Annotated in this window: 13 protein-coding genes and 1 pseudogene; 7 read left to right on the forward strand and 7 right to left on the reverse strand. The window is 62.2% G+C overall.

What is annotated here, in order from left to right; translation table 11 throughout:
• Window positions 1-52 precede the first annotated feature (52 nt).
• The 3 genes from HNQ71_RS08585 (at window position 53) to proC (ending at window position 3,240) form a co-directional block, all read left to right on the forward strand.
• Window positions 53-1,051, forward strand: coding sequence for a glycosyltransferase family 2 protein (locus tag HNQ71_RS08585; protein WP_184872094.1), 999 nt, complete (start codon window positions 53-55; stop codon window positions 1,049-1,051).
• Window positions 1,020-2,345 carry an O-antigen ligase family protein gene (locus HNQ71_RS08590; RefSeq protein WP_184872095.1) on the forward strand — a complete coding sequence of 442 codons (1,326 nt, stop codon included), beginning with the start codon at window positions 1,020-1,022 and terminating at the stop codon, window positions 2,343-2,345. The genes HNQ71_RS08585 and HNQ71_RS08590 overlap by 32 nt, the downstream gene beginning before the upstream one ends.
• A 79-nt stretch (window positions 2,346-2,424) precedes the next feature.
• The gene (gene proC, locus HNQ71_RS08595) at window positions 2,425-3,240 is read left to right on the forward strand and encodes a pyrroline-5-carboxylate reductase (protein ID WP_184872096.1); all 816 of its coding nucleotides are present in this window, start codon (window positions 2,425-2,427) and stop codon (window positions 3,238-3,240) included.
• A gap of 3 nt (window positions 3,241-3,243) precedes the next feature.
• Here the strand turns inward: proC and HNQ71_RS08600 are convergent, their stop codons facing one another.
• The 3 genes from HNQ71_RS08600 to metH form a co-directional block, all read right to left on the reverse strand.
• The gene (locus tag HNQ71_RS08600; protein WP_184872097.1) at window positions 3,244-4,560 is read right to left on the reverse strand and encodes an NAD(P)H-dependent oxidoreductase; all 1,317 of its coding nucleotides are present in this window, start codon (window positions 4,558-4,560) and stop codon (window positions 3,244-3,246) included.
• 152 nt (window positions 4,561-4,712) lie between these two features.
• Complete coding sequence (locus HNQ71_RS08605; protein WP_184872098.1) at window positions 4,713-6,107, reverse strand: multicopper oxidase family protein; 1,395 nt, start codon at window positions 6,105-6,107, stop codon at window positions 4,713-4,715.
• Window positions 6,108-6,213: 106 nt separating this feature from the next.
• Entirely contained in the window at window positions 6,214-10,023 is a 3,810-nt protein-coding gene (metH, locus tag HNQ71_RS08610; RefSeq protein ID WP_184872099.1) for a methionine synthase, read from the reverse strand.
• Between the two features lie 433 nt (window positions 10,024-10,456).
• Here metH and HNQ71_RS08615 point away from each other — a divergent pair, with 433 nt between their 5' ends.
• Both HNQ71_RS08615 and HNQ71_RS08620 read left to right on the forward strand, forming a co-directional pair.
• Window positions 10,457-11,227, forward strand: a complete 771-nt coding sequence (locus tag HNQ71_RS08615) for an SDR family NAD(P)-dependent oxidoreductase (RefSeq protein WP_184872100.1) — start codon at window positions 10,457-10,459, stop codon at window positions 11,225-11,227.
• 111 nt (window positions 11,228-11,338) lie between these two features.
• The gene (locus tag HNQ71_RS08620) at window positions 11,339-11,548 is read left to right on the forward strand and encodes a hypothetical protein (protein WP_184872101.1); all 210 of its coding nucleotides are present in this window, start codon (window positions 11,339-11,341) and stop codon (window positions 11,546-11,548) included.
• 25 nt (window positions 11,549-11,573) lie between these two features.
• Here the strand turns inward: HNQ71_RS08620 and HNQ71_RS08625 are convergent.
• A pseudogene (locus HNQ71_RS08625) lies at window positions 11,574-11,675 on the reverse strand (IS481 family transposase); the annotation flags it as partial.
• Window positions 11,676-12,022: 347 nt separating this feature from the next.
• A complete protein-coding gene (locus HNQ71_RS08630; RefSeq protein WP_184872102.1) occupies window positions 12,023-12,721 on the reverse strand; it encodes a GntR family transcriptional regulator in 699 nt (232 codons plus the stop codon).
• Between the two features lie 109 nt (window positions 12,722-12,830).
• On the opposite strand from HNQ71_RS08630, the gene HNQ71_RS08635 reads away from it, so the two are divergent.
• Both HNQ71_RS08635 and HNQ71_RS08640 read left to right on the forward strand, forming a co-directional pair.
• Window positions 12,831-14,342, forward strand: coding sequence for an amidase (locus HNQ71_RS08635; protein WP_210333762.1), 1,512 nt, complete (start codon window positions 12,831-12,833; stop codon window positions 14,340-14,342).
• Window positions 14,339-15,475, forward strand: coding sequence for an alpha-hydroxy acid oxidase (locus HNQ71_RS08640; protein WP_184872103.1), 1,137 nt, complete (start codon window positions 14,339-14,341; stop codon window positions 15,473-15,475). Before HNQ71_RS08635 ends, HNQ71_RS08640 begins: the two co-directional genes overlap by 4 nt.
• Window positions 15,476-15,560: 85 nt before the next feature.
• On the opposite strand, the gene HNQ71_RS08645 is transcribed toward HNQ71_RS08640, so the two are convergent.
• A complete protein-coding gene (locus HNQ71_RS08645; RefSeq protein ID WP_184872104.1) occupies window positions 15,561-16,265 on the reverse strand; it encodes a GNAT family N-acetyltransferase in 705 nt (234 codons plus the stop codon).
• Between the two features lie 121 nt (window positions 16,266-16,386).
• Entirely contained in the window at window positions 16,387-17,127 is a 741-nt protein-coding gene (locus tag HNQ71_RS08650; protein ID WP_184872105.1) for a class I SAM-dependent methyltransferase, read from the reverse strand.
• Window positions 17,128-17,144: the final 17 nt, after the last annotated feature.

Here is a 17,144-nt window from a genome sequence, read left to right on the forward strand (position 1 = left end):
CCTTATCATCGTGGTGCTACCAGAACCCAACTCACCATTTGGCTGGACACGGATGATCCCTTTGCCATCGGACGGTTCGGTATCGATCGCGGGGCGCTCGCCCCGGCTTGACGTCGAGGCTGTCGAAGTCGTCGTCACCTTGCCGACCTTCAAGCGGCCCGAGCAGGTGCTGGAAACGCTAGCGTCGCTGCGCGCCCAGCAAACCGGCAGGCGCTTTGCCGTCATCGTCATGGAAAACGAAGCCGGAGCGCGCGCTGGCGCCAAAGCGGCGGTGCCGCTGTTCGAGCGCGGCGAGATTTCAGGTCTGGTCATCATCGCCCATCAGCGCGGCAATTGCAGCGCCTACAATGCCGGCTGGCAGACAGCGATCCTCCAATTCCCCAACTTCAGGCATCTCCTGGTCATCGACGATGACGAGATCGCCGATCCCCAGTGGCTGGAACGGATGTGCGGGGCAGCCGAAACGCTCGGCGCCGATATCGTCGGCGGTCCGCAGGTGCCCGACTTTGCCGACCCCGCCCATGCGAAATGGGCAGAGCATCCGGTGTTCGCGCCGCCCTACCGGGAAACCGGACGCGTGCCGGCGCTCTATTCGTCCGGCAATCTTTTGCTCGGACGCAACGTACTGATCGCCATGGGTCCGCCCTTTCTCGACCTGAAATTCAACTTCATGGGTGGCGGTGATTCCGATTTCCTCAGCCGGTCCGCACAGAGAGGCTTCGTGCTTGGCTGGTGCGCCGAGGGACAAGTGCATGAAACCGTTCCGGCGCGGCGTGTCGAAGCCGACTGGATCCGTGCCCGCAGCCTGCGCAACGGCGTGATCTCGACACTGGTCGAAAAGAAGAAACGCGCCGGCACGCCGCTGGCCGGCGCCATGGTGTTGCTGAAGAGCCTGGCACTGCTTGCCGCCTCGCCGTTCCGCGGCATGCTCCGGCTGGCGCGGACAGGATCGCCGGCGATCGCCATCTACCCCGTCCATGTGGCGCTGGGCCGCGTGCTGGCCGAATTCGGATATGCCAATGAGCAATACCGCCAGCCTGAGAAAAACTGAGCGCGCGCCGCTCAGCGCCGCGTTCACGCGCGAAGGCGTGGCGACCGCGATCGCAGCACTGCTGTTCACCGTCGTCATGGTGTCCTTCCGGCCGTTCCAGCCGGCCGGCGCCGAACCGACCGGCCAAGGTGGCGACATCGTCAACCAGCTTGGCTTCGGCTCGCTCGGCGCCATGTCGATCTTCTCGCTGATGGCCTTTGCCGATCCGCGCGTGGTGCGCTCGCTGCTCAGCCCGTCCTGGGTGCTGATGCTGGGCTTCTTTTTCCTGTCGGTGGTGCTGGCAACCGACCCGCCCACGGCGATGCGCGCCGCCTCGTTCACGCTGATCGGCATTTTGACGATGGCGACGATCCTGGTCTTGCCGCGCGACGCCGAAGCTTTCTCAAAAGTCATCATCTTCGCCGCCGTGGTGGTCATGGGCCTGTCCTATCTCGGCCTCATCGTCTTTCCGCACGAGGCCATGCACACTGCCGACTCACAGGAGCCCGAACATGCCGGCCTGTGGCGCGGCGTGTTCACCCACAAGAACATCGCCGGCCCGATCATGGCGTGTCTCAGTTTCGCCGGCCTCTATCTCTACCGGCGCGGTCAGCGGCTTTGGGGGGCGGCGATCTTCTGCGCGGCGATGATCTTCATGCTGCACACCGGCTCCAAGACGACGGCCGGCCTGGTGCCGTTCTCGATCCTGATCGTCATGTTTCCGAGCCTGATGGGCATGCGGCTCGGCACGCCGGTCCTGTTTGCGCTGGCGATGATCGGCACGGCCGTCGGCACGCTCGGCATCGTCTTCCTGCCGCCGGTGAAACATCTGGCGGCGATCTATTTCCCCGACCTCACCTATACCGGACGCACGACGCTATGGGAGTTCGCCGGCAGCATGCTGGCGAAGAAACCATGGACCGGCTACGGCTATGAAAGCTTCTGGGGCACGCCGCTGCTGCTCAACCAGGACCAGCCCTTCGACCGGCCGTGGGACATCAGAACCATCGTGCACGGCCATGACGGCTATCTCGACATCGCCGTGCTGATGGGCATTCCGGCACTTTGCGTCGCGGTCTACACCTTCCTCATCGCGCCGATGCGCGACTACATGCGCATCCCGCTGCGCAAGGAGAACATCTATCTCGGCGATTTCTTCATGATGGTGGTGCTGTTCACCGCGCTGAACGCGTTCCTCGAAAGCTTCTTCTTCCACCGCGGCGACCCGGTCTGGCTGTTCTTCGTGCTCGGCGTGCTTGGCCTGAGGCAAGTGTCGCTGCGGCCGATGGCAGTGCGCGACCCCGATCGCGGCTAGCGGTCTTCCCGTCTGTCCTGACGGGTCTTCCCCACCGAACCGCTAGCGTCTATGTGAAGGCCATCCTTTGGAGGGTTCCATGACGATCAGGCTTGTTCTCGCCGGCTGCGGCAATATGGGGTACGCCATGCTCTCGGGCTGGCTGAAATCCGGCAAGCTTCAACCATCGGCGGTCTTCGTGGTCGAGCCCAATGCCGACCTGCGCAATCGAGCAGCAGTGCTGGGTTGCGGCACATCAGCCGATGCCGGCGGCATTCCGGCCGACGCCGTGCCCGATCTCGTCGTCATTGCGGTGAAGCCGCAGGTGATCCGCGACGTGACGGCCGCCTACAAGCGCTTCGGCGACGGCCGCACCACCTTCGTCAGCATCGCTGCCGGGACACCAGCCGCCACTTTCGAGGAGATCCTGGGCAGCCGCGCGCCGATCGTGCGGTGCATGCCCAACACGCCCGCTTCGATCGGCAAGGGCATGATGGTGGTGTTTTCCAACAGGCTGGTCTCCGACGACACCAAGCGTTTCGTTGCCGACCTTTTGTCGGCGAGTGGCGAGGTGGCCACCATTGACGACGAGAGCCTGATGGATGCGGTGACCGCCGTGTCCGGATCGGGGCCGGCTTATATCTTCCATTTCATCGAAGCACTGACCGTGGCCGCCGAGAAGGCTGGCCTGTCGACGGCGACCGCCAAGCTGCTCGCCATGCAGACCGTCTACGGTGCTGCCTCGCTCGCCGCCGAAAGCGGCGAGGAGCCAGGCGTGCTGCGCCAGCAGGTGACCAGCCCCAACGGCACGACAGCAGCCGCGCTTGGCGTGCTGATGGGCGAGGACAGGCTGACCAATCTGCTTACCCAGGCGGTGGAAGCAGCACGGCTGCGGTCGATCGAGTTGGGGAAGTAAAACTCAGTTCGTTCCGTACAGCATCTCGTCCTGCAGCCGGCGCAAGGCGAACAGCCGCGTCGTCTGGTCGGGCGCGGCATTGTCGGCGGTCAGCAGTTCGCCTTTCCGGACCGGTTTCAGCACCTTGCCGCCCTCGAGCAGGCCGACTGGCACGGCGCGTTGGGCACGAGCGTCACCTACGGTCATGGTCCAGGAGCGATAGCAGGTCTCGCCGATCGCATCGAAGGTTTCGCCGGCGGCGAGATCGCGCTTGGCGACGGCGCACACCTCGGCCACTGGCCTTGGCAGCGGCACCATGTCGGGCTTGCCGAAAAGCACGATACGGGCGGCGGTCAGCGGTACTTCCAGCGAGGTCAGATGATACGGCCGGAATAGGCTGTAGTAGGGGCCGTGGCCGATATGCAGATCGTCCATGCGCTCGATGATGCGCGGATGCGTCGCCTCGACGATGACGAACACGCCGGGCGCGACACCCTTGCCGACCGTGTAGTCGACGACGCCTTTCTTCAACAACAGCCCGCCATCCTCGCGCGGAATGAGCACCTTGGCGAGGTCGTCGCGATCGGCCTTCGGGCCGTGCATGCCGGGCACATCGGGCACCAGCCCGGTGGCGTTGGCGATGGCGCACATCTCGACCATGGTCTTCGAGCCGTCGACGAACTCGACGAGCATGCGCGGGTTCATGTTGCGGCGGATCGCTTCCTCGCGATAGTCGTCCGGCACCGCATCATGGTTGAGCGGGTTGTTCTTGCCCTTGCCGGCGGAGACGATGGTGTAGCCGAGCGCCGACGCAAACTCGATCAGTTCCATGCAGCTAGACGGCTCGTCGCCGGCGCCGACCGAATAGACGACGCCAAGCCGGTCGGCCTGCTGCTTGAGATAACAGCCGATGGTGACGTCGGCCTCGACATTCATCATCACCAGATGTTTGCCGTGCTCCATCGCCATGAGGTCGAAATCGGCGGCAACACCCGGCTTGCCGGTGGCGTCGATGACGACGTCGATCAGCGGATTGGTCACCAGCATCTCGTTGGAGGTGATGGCGATCTTGCCGCTCTCGATGGCACCGGTGACTTTCGAGGCGGTGTCGGCTTCGACCGCCATCGCTTCATCGCCATAGGCAATACGGATGGCCTCGCGCGCGGTGTGCGGGCGGCGTGTCGAGACGGCGCAGACCGAAATGCCCTTCATCAACATGCCTTGCGTCACCAGATCGGTGCCCATCTCGCCCGAGCCGATAACGCCGATGCGCACCGGGCGGCCTTCGGCGGCACGCCTGGCGAGATCGCGGGCAAGCCCGGTCAAGGCGACATTGGTCATGCTGAAACGTCCATGCTTCTCGATTTGGAGGCGGCAATAGCAGGGAACTGCCCCCTTTTGCCAACGAAACCGCAAGCCAGCGGCAATTTCTCGCTCGTCAATGCAGCGTTAGAACACTCTCCCGGTCCATCTCCGAGCCATCGAACCCGGCTTCAGACCACCCTGACATAGCTCGTCATTCCCGATTTCTGGTGCTCGATGATGTGGCAGTGCAGCAGCCAGTCGCCAAGATTGTCGGCGACGAAGCCCAGGCTCACCTTCTCGTTGGGCTGGATGAGATAGGTGTCCGAAATCAGCGGTTGAACCTGGCGCGTCGAGGACGACAACACTTTGAAGCTCATGCCGTGCAGATGCATCGGATGGGATTGCGGCGTCAGGTTCTCCATGTCGATGACATAGCTTCTGCCGAGCTTCAGTTCGGCCAATGGCGCGGTTGGATCGGGCGTATCGCCTGGCCACGGAACCTTGTTGATTGCCCAGAAACTGTAGCCAAGCGAACCGCAGATGCCATCGCTCGGGACGTTTTCCGCAGTCGCGCTGAGTGCCAGCGAAATATGCTGGGCGGTGGTGAGATCGACCTCCGCCACCGGATTGACCTCGAGCGGGGCAACATCGCGAATGTCGCGCTTGAGCGAGCTTCCAGTGGCGCGCAGGGTCGCGAGCACTTTGGGCTTGGTGCCCCTGACGTCTCGCAGGCTGACAATCGCACCCTCATCGTCGGGCATGCGGATGGCCAGTTCCATGCGTTGGCCGGGTCCAAGCAGCAGGGCATCGGGTGAAAAACGTGGCGGCACCGGATTACCGTCGAGCGCCATGACGGTGGCCTCCGCCCCGTCGACGAGAAAAGCATAGATCCGCGTGACATCGGTGATGGCGACCCTGAGCCGCACCAGCCCGCCGGCCCGCGCGTCATATTGCGGCTGATCGAGCCAGTTGGCGGTGCGCACGGTGCCGTAGGTGCCGGTTCTTGCGGCATCGCGCGGCCGGAACTGGTCGATGAACTGGCCGTCGTCGCCAAGCCGCCAGTCGCGCAGATTGAGGACCATCTCGGCATCGAACTTCGGATCGCCGGGGTTTTCGACCACGATCACCCCCGTCAGGCCATGGCCCATCTGTTCCAGCGTATTGCAATGCGGGTGATACCAGAAGGTGCCGGCGTCGGGAGGCGTGAAGGCGTAGTCGAAATGATCGCCGGTATAGACATAGGGCTGGACCAGGAACGGCACTCCATCCATCTTGTTCGGCACGCGGATGCCGTGCCAGTGGATCGTCGTCGGATCGTCAATGGCGTTGACGAGACGCGCGGCGAAGGGCTCGCCCTTTTTCATCCTGAGCACCGGCGGCATTCCGGCGTCGCCATAGCTCAGCACATCCCTGGTCTGGCCTACATCCATCAGCTTCGCCTGGATCTTGGCCGTCTGCAGCACCACTGGCTCAGGCCCTGCTGAGGCCCAGCCGGCAAACCTGCCCATAGCCGAGAGCCCTACCCCGCCGGCGCCGGCAATCGCTGCCGTTTTCAAAAGCCTGCGGCGTGTGAGTACGGTCATCTGGCGCTCCAACTGCAAAGACGGCTACCCAGAAGGTGTAACCGCCACGCCATGGATCACAAGCCAGCAACCAGCGCAAATGCCGACGATGGCATGGCGCCCGCTGCTACTCCGCCGCCTCGGCATGGGGCACGGGTACATAGTTGAGGATGGGTCCGAGCCAGCGCTCGACCTCGGCCAATGGCATGGCCTTGCGGCGCGCATAATCCTCGACCTGGTCGCGTTCGACCTTGGCGACGCCGAAATAATAGCTTTCGGGATGCGACAGATAGATGCCCGACACCGACGAGCCTGGCCACATCGCATAGCTTTCGGTCAGGCTCACCCCCGCATTGCCCTCGCCGTCGAGCAGCCGGAAGAGTGTGGCCTTCTCGGTGTGGTCGGGCTGCGCCGGATAGCCGGGCGCCGGGCGGATGCCGCGATAGGGCTCGCCGATCAATTCGTCCGGCGCCAGATTCTCGTCTGCCGCGTAGCCCCAGAACTCCTGGCGCACCTTCTCATGCATGCGCTCGGCGTAGGCCTCGGCGAAGCGGTCCGCCAGCGCCTTGACCATGATCGAGGAATAGTCGTCGTTCGCCCGCTCGAAACGCTCAGCGATCGCCACCTCTTCGATGCCGGCGGTGACGATGAAGCCGCCTATATGATCGGGCTTGCCGCTGTCCGACGGGGCGACGAAATCCGACAGCGCGACATTGGCCTTGCCGTCGCGCTTGGTCAGTTGCTGGCGCAAGGTGAAGAAGGTCGCCAGTTCCTGCGAGCGTGCTTCGTCCGTGAACAGTTTTATGTCGTCGCCGACGGCATTGGCCGGCCAGAAGCCGATGACGCCGCGTGGCGCGAACCATTTTTCGGCGATGATCTTCTTCAGCATCGCCTGTGCATCTTCGAAAAGCTGGCGAGCGGCGGGACCCTGCGCCTCGTCTTCGAGAATCTTCGGATAACGGCCCTTCAACTCCCAGGTCTGGAAGAATGGCGTCCAGTCGATGTAGCGCGCGAGTTCGGCGAGGTCCCAGTTCTCAAAGACCTTCACGCCTGTGAAGGACGGTTTTGGCGGCTCGTAGCTCGACCAGTCGATCCGATGCGCGTTGGCTCTCGCCTTGGCCAGCGGCAGCCGCAGCTTGTCGGCTTCGGAGCGGGCATGCGCATCGGCGACCTTCTTGTATTCGGCGCGCACCGCGTCGACATAGCCGCCCTTGGTCTCGTTCGACAGCAAGGACGAGACCACGCCGACCGCCCGGCTGGCGTCGGTGACATAGACGGTCTGACCCCTCGTATAGCGCGGGTGGATCTTCACCGCCGTGTGCACGCGACTGGTCGTCGCGCCGCCGATCAGCAGTGGAATGTCGAAACCCTCGCGCTCCATCTCGCCGGCCATGTGCGCCATCTCGTCGAGCGACGGCGTGATCAGGCCGGACAGGCCGATGATATCGACGTGCTGCTCGCGCGCCGTCTGCAGGATCCTGGCCGCCGGCACCATGACGCCGAGGTCGATGATCTCGTAATTGTTGCAGGCGAGAACCACGCCGACGATGTTCTTGCCGATGTCGTGGACATCGCCCTTCACCGTCGCCATCAGGATCTTGCCCGCCGTCTGGCGCTCGCCATTGTCGATGCCGTTGGCGGCGTTGGCCAGCTTCTCGGCCTCCATGTGCGGCAATAGTCCAGCGACCGCTTGTTTCATCACCCGCGCGGACTTCACCACTTGCGGGAGGAACATTTTTCCCGCGCCAAACAAGTCGCCGACGACATTCATGCCGGCCATCAGCGGACCCTCGATGACATGCAGCGGGCGCTCGGCCGCCAGTCGCGCTTCCTCGGTATCGGCATCGATGAACTCGGTGATGCCGTTGACCAGCGCGTGGCTGATCCGCTGTTCGACCGGCAATTCGCGCCAGGCGAGATCGCGTTCCCTGGCTTCCTGGCCCGCCGTGCCCTTGAAACGTTCGGCGATCTCCAGCATGCGTTCGGTGGCGGTGCCGCCAGCACTGGGCACGCGGTTGAGCACGACATCCTCGCAGGCCTCGCGCAGTTCGGGCTCGATCGTGTCGTAGACCGCAAGCTGGCCGGCATTGACGATGCCCATGTCCATGCCGCGCTGGATGGCGTGGTAGAGGAACACGGCATGCATGGCCTCGCGCACCGGCTCGTTGCCGCGGAACGAGAAGGAGAGGTTGGACACGCCGCCGGAAATATGGACATGCGGCAGCGTCGCGGTGATCTCGCCGGTGGCCTCGATGAAGTCGACGCCGTAATTGTCGTGCTCCTCGATGCCGGTGGCGATGGCGAAGACATTCGGATCGAAGACGATGTCTTCCGGCGGAAAGCCGGCTTGCTCGGTCAGGAGCTTGTAGGCACGGGTGCAGATCTCGACCTTGCGCGCTTTGGTATCGGCCTGGCCTTCCTCGTCGAAGGCCATGACGACCACCGCCGCGCCATAGGCGCGCACCAGCCTGGCATGATGCAGGAACGCCTCCTCGCCTTCCTTCATCGAGATGGAGTTGACCAGCGGCTTGCCCTGCACGCATTTCAGGCCGGCCTCGATGATCTCCCATTTCGAACTGTCGACCATGACCGGGACGCGGGCGATGTCGGGCTCGGCGGCGATCAGGTTGAGATAACTGACCATCGCCTTCTTCGAATCGATCAGCCCCTCATCCATGTTGATGTCGATGATCTGGGCACCGTTGGCGACCTGGTCGCGCGCCACGTCGAGCGCGGCGGCATAGTCGCCCGCCGTGATCAGCTTGCGGAACTTGGCCGACCCCGTGACATTGGTCCGCTCGCCGACATTGACGAACGCAATCTCGTCGGTCAGCGTGAACGGCTCCAGCCCGGACAGGCGCATCTTCGGCTCGATCTCGGGGATGGCGCGCGGCGGATATTTCCGCACCGCCTCGGCGATCGCCCGGATGTGATCCGGCGTCGAACCGCAGCAGCCGCCGACGACATTGACCAGCCCCTCGCGGGCGAAATCCTCGATCTGCGCGGCCATGAATTCCGGGCTCTCGTCATACCGGCCGAATTCATTCGGCAGGCCTGCATTCGGATAGGCGCAGGTGAAAGTGTTGGCGACGTCCGAAATCTCGGCCAGATGCGCGCGCATGGCCCTGGCACCGAGCGCGCAGTTGAGGCCAATGGTGAACGGGCTGGCGTGACGCACAGAATGCCAGAAGGCGGTCGGCGTCTGGCCGGACAGCGTGCGGCCGGACAGGTCGGTGATCGTGCCGGAGATCATCACCGGCAGGCGCACGCCTTTCTCGATGAAGATCTCGTTGCAGGCGAAGATCGCCGCCTTGGCGTTCAGCGTGTCGAAGATGGTCTCTATCAGGATGATGTCGGCGCCGCCGTCGATCAACCCGCGCAACTGTTCGCCATAGGCGAGGCGCAGATCGTCGAAAGTCACGGCGCGATAGCCTGGGTTGTTGACGTCAGGCGACATCGACGCCGTGCGGTTGGTCGGCCCCAGCGCGCCGGCGACGAAACGGCGTTTGCCGTCTTGCTGCTGCGCCCTCAACGCTGCGCGCCGCACCAGCCGTGCGCCGTCGCGGTTCAACGCATAGACGGCATCCTCCATGCCGTAGTCAGCCTGGGCGATCGAGGTCGAGGAGAAGGTGTTGGTCTCAAGGATGTCGGCGCCTGCCATGGCGTACTGATAGTGGATTTCCTCGATCGCCCCGGGCTGGGTCAGGATCAAAAGGTCGTTATTGCCTTGCTGGTGGCAGGCGCAGCCGGCGAAGGCCTCACCGCGAAACTGGCCCTCGTCGAAACCCAGACCCTGGATCTGCGTGCCCATGGCGCCGTCGAGGATGAGGATGCGTTCGCGCGCAGCCGCCGTCAGCGCCGCAAGCACTTCCGAACCGTCGGGCCTTGCCGCAACGGGGCCGAACAATGCGTCCAGCGATGCAGAATTCTGCGACATTTTTTATCCCTTTGGCGACAAGCCTATTCATGTCACATAAGGATATCTTTATGTCAATATACGCCAGACGATCAACGATGTCACGCGTCGTTGCAAGCGCCTGGTTCCCGAGGGAAATCGCTGCGTCAGTGCAGTCCGGCCAGCAAGGCTTGTGCCTCTGCGAGATTTCTTTCCGAACCATCGCCTTCTCACTGCGGGCGGCGCCGAGATCGGTCAGCCCGTCGCACAAGCTGTCAAGTCCGGGGCAAGCGGTGTTCTTGTCGTGAGCCCAGATGCCGGCTGGCTTTCAAGCGGCGACCGGATAGTGTTCTGCGAAGAGGCCGTCACCATCCGCGATGGTTTTGGCCTGGAGCATGATCCCGAAAAGTGGAATCCGGGTTTCGCTAGACAACATGCTCAAAAAAGAAGCCAGAGCCTTTCAGGGGAGGTTGCAATGACAGAATTCACGCCGAAATTCGATCTGGCCGGCAAGGTCGTGCTGGTCACCGGCGCCTCGCGCGGCATCGGCCGCGCCTGCGCTCTTGCCTGTGCCGGGTCGGGGGCCGACATGATCGTCGGCGTGCGCAGCAAGGCCGACGGGGCGGAGCTTGTCGCCGTGATCGAGAGCTTGGGCAGGCGCGCGCTTCCCGTGCAGATGGATTTGACCGACCTCGCCACGGTACGGGCCGCTGTCGCCGAGGCGCACGCTGCCTTCGGCCGCATCGACGTTCTGGTCAACAATGTCGGGCTCGGGCCGGAAAACCTGGCCGAAAACGTCACCGAGGAGGATTTCGACCTGACAGTGAACGTCAACCTCAAGGGCACGTTCTTCACCACCCAGGCGGTCGGAAGGCTGATGATCGCGCAGAAATCCGGACGTATCATCAACATCAGCTCGCAGGCCGGCACGGTGACGCTGAAGGGCGAGGCGATCTACTGCATGAGCAAGGCGGCGATCAACCATTTGACGCGCTGCCTCGCCGCCGAATGGGCGCAGCACAAGATCGCCGTCAACAGCGTGGCGCCAACCTTCATCTGGACCGACGGCACGCGGCCGTCCCTCGCCGAGCCGGACTTTCACGCCCATGTCTTGGGGCACATCCCGCTCGGCCGCATCGGCGATCCGATCGATGTCGCAGGAACCGTCGTGTTCCTGGCTTCGCCCGCAGCTTCGATGATCACCGGCGCCAATATTCTGATCGATGGCGGCTGGTCGGTGGCGTAAGATCGCGGGTTGTGAGCGAAATCAAAAAGGACGCAATCGAAGCTGTGGCTCGTTCAGTCCGTCCTTTTTGGGTGAGATGCGCGTATACTTTTCGAAAGGAAGGAAGGCGGCATGTCCATCAATCGCAAGCTCAAAGAGGCGGGCAACTTCACGCCGTCCGAGATGGGACTTCTTGGGCGTGTCTTCGACAAGGCGAAGCGCGAGGGCGACTCTGATGCCAGCCGAGAAGCGCTGGCCTCCCGCATCATCGCCAACTATATGGCCGGAATCACCGACGAGGCCGAACTCCTCGCCTTGTCGCGGCAGCCGCTTGGTCGGTGACGCGGCCTGTGAATTCGGGACCTTCCGACGTCCGCGTCTTCCACTTCGAGCCGTCTTCCGGTTTGATCCCGTAGCGTTTGGCCAGTGTCCTCAGGCTCTCTTGACTATGTTGTATCGCTCGGCGGATCGCCTATGTCGTCGTGGCGCTCCCATGAAGAACTTGGCCCACAGCACATCCGTTGATTAGGACGACAATGATGCCCGATCAAAGCCAGGGATCAAACACCTGGCATAGATCGGGCGCATGCCGGCAGCGCCTCGAACCGGCTACTGGCAAGACCTTCAGGATGACACGCCGACCGCACCTCAACTGTTCAGTTCGCCGGCCGCCGCAATCACTTCGGACACCATTTCGAGCACATCGTTGTCTGTCGTCCGGTGATTGACGAAGCATGCCCGCAAGACGAACTGGTTGCCGATTATCGCGTTCGAGAGATACACGCGCCCGCGATCACGCCTATCGGCGTCGGCGGTTCACAGCGTGACGGAAAGGATGTTGCCAAGGGCGTTCATGACGAGTTCACGGCTATGCTGCACATGCCGCAGGGCCGCATCCTCCGATGCCTTGGGGTCTCCTGCCACAAGCGCGTCGATCAATTCCTCATGCTGTTGTCGTTGAAGCTCATGGTCCAGCAGCAGACGCCGCCGATCTCGGTTGGAGAACAATCCGATGTGAAGCAATCGTTGCATTTCATCGAGCAAAGACTCAATGACCCGGACCATCCGCTCGTTTCCGGACGCCCGGGCGATCGCAACGTGAAAGTCTCTGTTGTTTCTCAGGAATTGCAGATCGTCTGGCGCATTGTCCCGAAGGAAGGGGCCGGCCCCCAGCGTGCGAAGCATCTTCTCATCGACACGCCCCGCGGCTGCCCGTGCCGCGGCAGGTTCAAGCAGTACCCTAAGGTCGAAGACGTCGTTCGCCGTCCTGCCACTGACCGGAGCAATGATGTAGCCGCGTCGCGGGACGGTGTTGACCAGCCCTTCCTGGCTAAGTCTCGACAGAGCTGAGCGTATGGGTGCCAGACCGAGTCCATAGTGGCTGGCCAGTCCCGCTTCGGTGACGTCAGCCCCGGGCTTCAATCTACACAGGATCACATCGTTTTTGATGAGGTCGTAGGCCTCGTCGGTCAAACGTCGCCGCGCCGGCAATGCGAAAATACCTTCGTTGTTCATCGTTCAACCGTGGTTGGCCGCAGTGGAGCCCATCGATCGGACACACTTGACACATTCGGTCGTTAGGCGCTAGAAGAAATATCGGTGAAATGTTACAAAAATTTCAGCTTTGACCCAAGTCATCGACATGGTCGGAGAGATGAAAGACGTCCCGACTGCCGGCCCTGAAAACGGTACAGATGTTCGACACGGTGGTGCCGCGACGATTTTGGACGCTGATATCTTGAGCCGGCTTACTGCCTCCGAGCTTGCTGGCCTCTATCTGAAGAGACAGGCATCCCCTGTCGACGTCGTCCAGGCCGTGCTCACCAGAGCGGCGAGCATCAACGCACGGTTCAATGCCTTTGCCTTCCTGGACGATGAGGGGGCGATAGCCGCCGCCAAAGCATCCGAGCGCAGATGGCTAGACGGGGCGGCGCTTGGCCCCCTCGACGGAATTCCAGCTACGATCAAGGATTTGATGACGGTCAAGAACTGGCCCACCCGCTTTGGCAGTGGGGTAACTGCTGGTGCGCGTTCTCAAGCTGATGCGCCTTCCGTCGCAGCACTGCGAGCGAAAGGCGTCTTGTTGGTAGGGGCGACTACAACGCCTGAGTTCGGCTGGAAGGCAGTCACCGATAGTCCGATGTTCGGAGCGACGTCGAACCCATGGAACCCGGCGTTGACATGCGGCGGATCGTCTGGAGGCGCGGCTGTTGCCGCGCGCACCGGTTGTGGGAACCTGCATCTCGGCACAGACGGGGGCGGATCGGTGCGGATACCTGCCGCCTTCACCGGGGTAGTCGGCCACAAGCCGAGCTTTGGCCGAGTGCCATATTATCCGCCGAGCGCGTTCGGCACTCTCGGTCACCTAGGACCGATCGCTCGCACGGTCGAGGATGCCACGCTGATGCTCGACGCCATGACGGTCCGCGACGCCCGGGACTGGAACCAGCCTGCAATAGAATTTGCATCTACGGTGCTTAGCCGGCAGCGGGAATGGCAGGGTTTGCGGATCGGCCTGTGGTCAACACCGATCGTTGGCGAAGTCGCCCCAGAAATCCTCGCTGCAGTCGTTCGCGTCGCCCGCCTGCTGGACGAGGCGGGCGCAACAGTCGAGCCGATCAACCTGCCGGGTGGAAACATATTGGCGGCGTTCAACGTCCTCTGGTTTGCAGGTGCGGCAAACAGGGTGTCCAAGATCGCCGAGAAAGACCGGTTTCAAATGGACCCGGGTTTGCTTCGCGCAGCGGAAATCGGTGGACGATTCTCGGCATCTGAGTACGCGGAAGCGTTGTTACACCGTTCGGCCTTCGGCGCCGAAATGGATCAACTTCTCAGGATCTACGATTTGGTGATCTCACCGACCACGCCGGTCGCGGCGTTTCCGCTCATGCACGATGTCCCGCCTGGATCCATCTATCAGGAATGGACCGAGTGGGCATGCTTCAACTTTCCCATAAACCTCAGTCAGCAGCCCGCATGCTCTGTGCCAATTGGTCTAACAAATAGAGGACTTCCGATCGGGTTTCAGATTGTCGGCGCAAGGGGAGCCGATGCGGACGTATTGAGCGCGGCCATGCAGGTGATGGAACTTGTCGGGTGGATAGACAGTCAGCCGAGCGGGAGGAAAAAGACATGAACTCAAAAACGATCACTTGTATCGAAGATCTCCGGCAGCTTCATAAGAAAAGGGTGCCAAAAGCATTTTTCGACTATGTCGACCGCGGTTCGTATAGCGAGCAGACCTTGCACGCGAATCGAGCGGATTTCGAAAACATCAAATTACGGCAGCGGGTCCTCGTCGACGTATCCAAGAGGAGCACGTCTACCGTGCTCCTGGGCGAGGTAATTTCAATGCCGCTGGTTCTGGCGCCTGTCGGCTTGGGAGGGCTTCAACATGCCGATGGAGAGATCCACGCGTGTCGAGCGGCGCAGGCGGCGGGCATCCCCTATACGTTATCGATCATGTCCATCTGCTCGATGGAGGATGTTGCAGGTGCTGTCAAAAAGCCCTTCTGGTTTCAGCTGAGTTTGCTAAAGGACCGCGGCTTCGTCAAATCGCTTGTAGAACGCGCAATTGCCGTGAAATGCGACGCAATTGTCTTGACGGTAGACCTGCCGGTGTTGGCGCAACGCCATGCCGACATCAAGAATGGCATGACGGTGCCGCCGAGGTGGACTTTCGGCAAATTCGTCGACTTTGCGAGCAAGCCGGCATGGGTTTCCAGCGTAATGCGCAGCAAGAGGAAAACGTTCGGGAATCTCGCCGGACAATCCGGCAACTCGAAAATGGAATCGCTTGCTGCCTGGATGAATGAGCAATTCAATACGAGCCCAACTTTGAAGGACGTGGAGTGGGTTCGAAACATATGGCCTGGAAAATTGATCATTAAAGGCATCGGCGACGCCAGAGATGCGCGTGACGTGGCGAAAATTGGGGCGCATGGCCTAGTGGTTTCGAACCATGGGGGACGTCAACTTGACGGCGGCAGGTCAACGATCTCTGTGCTGCCCGAAATTGCGAATGCGGTGGGCGCCGATCTCGAGGTTCTGGTAGATGGAGGCGTTCGCTCCGGCCAAGACGTGATGCGAGCGTTGGCTCTTGGGGCAAAGGCGTGCATGATCGGCCGGGCCTATGTTCACGGTCTGGGTGCTGCCGGCGAACAAGGCGTCGCCAAGGCTATCGATCTCATCCGTAAAGAATTCGAAGTGACAATGGGTCTGACCGGGGTTGTCCGCGTTGATGAAATAGATCGCCGAATACTGGCCTAGTTGCCTGTAACGAAAGCGAACAGGCCGGTCCGTTGCCGCCGGGCAAAAGATGCTAGAGGACTAGGCGCTGCATGATACGCTTTCGCTAGCATAACCCTTTGGCGCCGAGGCCGCTCCTGATCTCGGCAACCGAGCGAAGCTGCCGCCCGGCGTCGAAATTTCCGGGATCAAGCCAGGCCTCAAAAGCTGAGCGATGGTCCGGCCATTCGCTGGAAAGCATCGAATAGACGCAGATGTCGCAAGGTTTGCCCTTCAGGAACAGGCCCTGGCGCAGCGTGCCCTCATAGACGAAGCCGAGCCGATCGGCCGCCTTGCGCGAGCGCAGGTTGGTCGAGGTGCATGTCCATTCGAGGCGCCGGTAGCCGAGATCGTCGAAGACATGGCGCAGGATCAGGTAGAGCGCCTCGGTGGCGAGCCGTGTGCGCTGCAGCGGCGGCGTGTAGAGCACATAGCCGAGTTCGACGACATGATGGGAGGGTCTCGCCTCCATCAGGCAGAGCCACCCCAGCGGCTTGTCGTCGAGGCCGGCGACGGCAAAGAAGGCGCGTTTCTTGTCGGCCACCAGTTCGGCGACGTGGTCGGCGAACGCTTGCTCGCCGGCGAACGGGCCAACCTTCATGTCGACCCAAGTGGCGTCCGTGTGCTCGTCATGCGACAGCGGGTAGAGACGGGATGCGTCGCGCCCGGCGTCGAGCGGGCGCAGGCGACCCGAGCGGCCGACCAGCACGACGGCGGCGGGAACTGGAGCGTCGCCCGGCGGGATCTCATCCGGTTTCAGATCTGATGACATGATCGCCCCGATGCGCTGGCTAGAGCAATTCCAGGAAAAGTGTGAAACGGTTTTCCGTCCGGAATTATGTCAAAACAAAGAGTTAGAGCCGTTCGCCGTTTCCGTGAAACGGTGAACTGCTCTAGTTCCAGTAGCGGAATACCCTGCCCATTCTGTTCGGCATCATGAAAATCTCCTCGGCGCGGCGAAACCCGGCATCTCGCCCCATGCCGAGCCAAGTGTCGGCGGTTTCAGGGAAATCGGCCAGAAGCATATGCCGTTCCATGGAAGCGAATTCCTCGTCGGAAACTGTCGACCATTTGTCTCGCAGCAACGAGAAGCGGGCGAGCCAGGCGGCGCGATCTTCTCCCTCGAACAGGGCCGGCTCCCAGATGACGAACTGGCCCACGCCGCCCAAGGCCCTGCGGGCGTGCCGCATCAGCTTCGCCTTGCCCTCGGTCGCTAGATGGTGCAGCGACATGCCAATCCAGATTACGTCGACGGGTTCCGACCAGTTCGCCATCGCTTGCGCGAAATCGCCGCAGCGCAGCTCGACCGGGCATGGGAGCCCTTCGAGTGCGCGAGCGGCAAGCGCTAGCGACGCTTCCGACAGGTCGATGCCGACATAGCCGCCGATCGCGGACGTCTTCAGCATCGCGGCAGAGGCAGCGGCATCGCCGCACGCCACGTCGAGGAATCGAAACGACCCTGGTGCATGCTCGACGAGCAGATCGCGCAGGAGCCCGTAGACCTCGCGGTGGAACATGAGGTTTGTGGCCACGATCCTGCGGTACGTCTCCAGCTCCTTGTTGAACATGTCCTGGGAGCCGGTAGCCTCGTTAACGGTCGCCACCGGCATGCTCTCGCTCGACGAACTGGCCATGATATCCTCCCAAGGAA

Source organism: Mesorhizobium sangaii (assembly GCF_014207355.1).
GTDB classification, from domain to species: domain Bacteria; phylum Pseudomonadota; class Alphaproteobacteria; order Rhizobiales; family Rhizobiaceae; genus Mesorhizobium; species Mesorhizobium sangaii.

Coding starts and splice junctions, on each gene's coding strand:
- HNQ71_RS08585 (WP_184872094.1), top strand. CDS start 53: ATGATCCCTTTGCCATCGGACGGTTCGGTATCGATCGCGGGGCGCTCG.
- HNQ71_RS08590 (WP_184872095.1), top strand. CDS start 1,020: ATGAGCAATACCGCCAGCCTGAGAAAAACTGAGCGCGCGCCGCTCAGC.
- proC (WP_184872096.1), top strand. CDS start 2,425: ATGACGATCAGGCTTGTTCTCGCCGGCTGCGGCAATATGGGGTACGCC.
- HNQ71_RS08600 (WP_184872097.1), bottom strand. CDS start 4,560: ATGACCAATGTCGCCTTGACCGGGCTTGCCCGCGATCTCGCCAGGCGT.
- HNQ71_RS08605 (WP_184872098.1), bottom strand. CDS start 6,107: ATGACCGTACTCACACGCCGCAGGCTTTTGAAAACGGCAGCGATTGCC.
- metH (WP_184872099.1), bottom strand. CDS start 10,023: ATGTCGCAGAATTCTGCATCGCTGGACGCATTGTTCGGCCCCGTTGCG.
- HNQ71_RS08615 (WP_184872100.1), top strand. CDS start 10,457: ATGACAGAATTCACGCCGAAATTCGATCTGGCCGGCAAGGTCGTGCTG.
- HNQ71_RS08620 (WP_184872101.1), top strand. CDS start 11,339: ATGTCCATCAATCGCAAGCTCAAAGAGGCGGGCAACTTCACGCCGTCC.
- HNQ71_RS08630 (WP_184872102.1), bottom strand. CDS start 12,721: ATGAACAACGAAGGTATTTTCGCATTGCCGGCGCGGCGACGTTTGACC.
- HNQ71_RS08640 (WP_184872103.1), top strand. CDS start 14,339: ATGAACTCAAAAACGATCACTTGTATCGAAGATCTCCGGCAGCTTCAT.
- HNQ71_RS08645 (WP_184872104.1), bottom strand. CDS start 16,265: ATGTCATCAGATCTGAAACCGGATGAGATCCCGCCGGGCGACGCTCCA.
- HNQ71_RS08650 (WP_184872105.1), bottom strand. CDS start 17,127: ATGGCCAGTTCGTCGAGCGAGAGCATGCCGGTGGCGACCGTTAACGAG.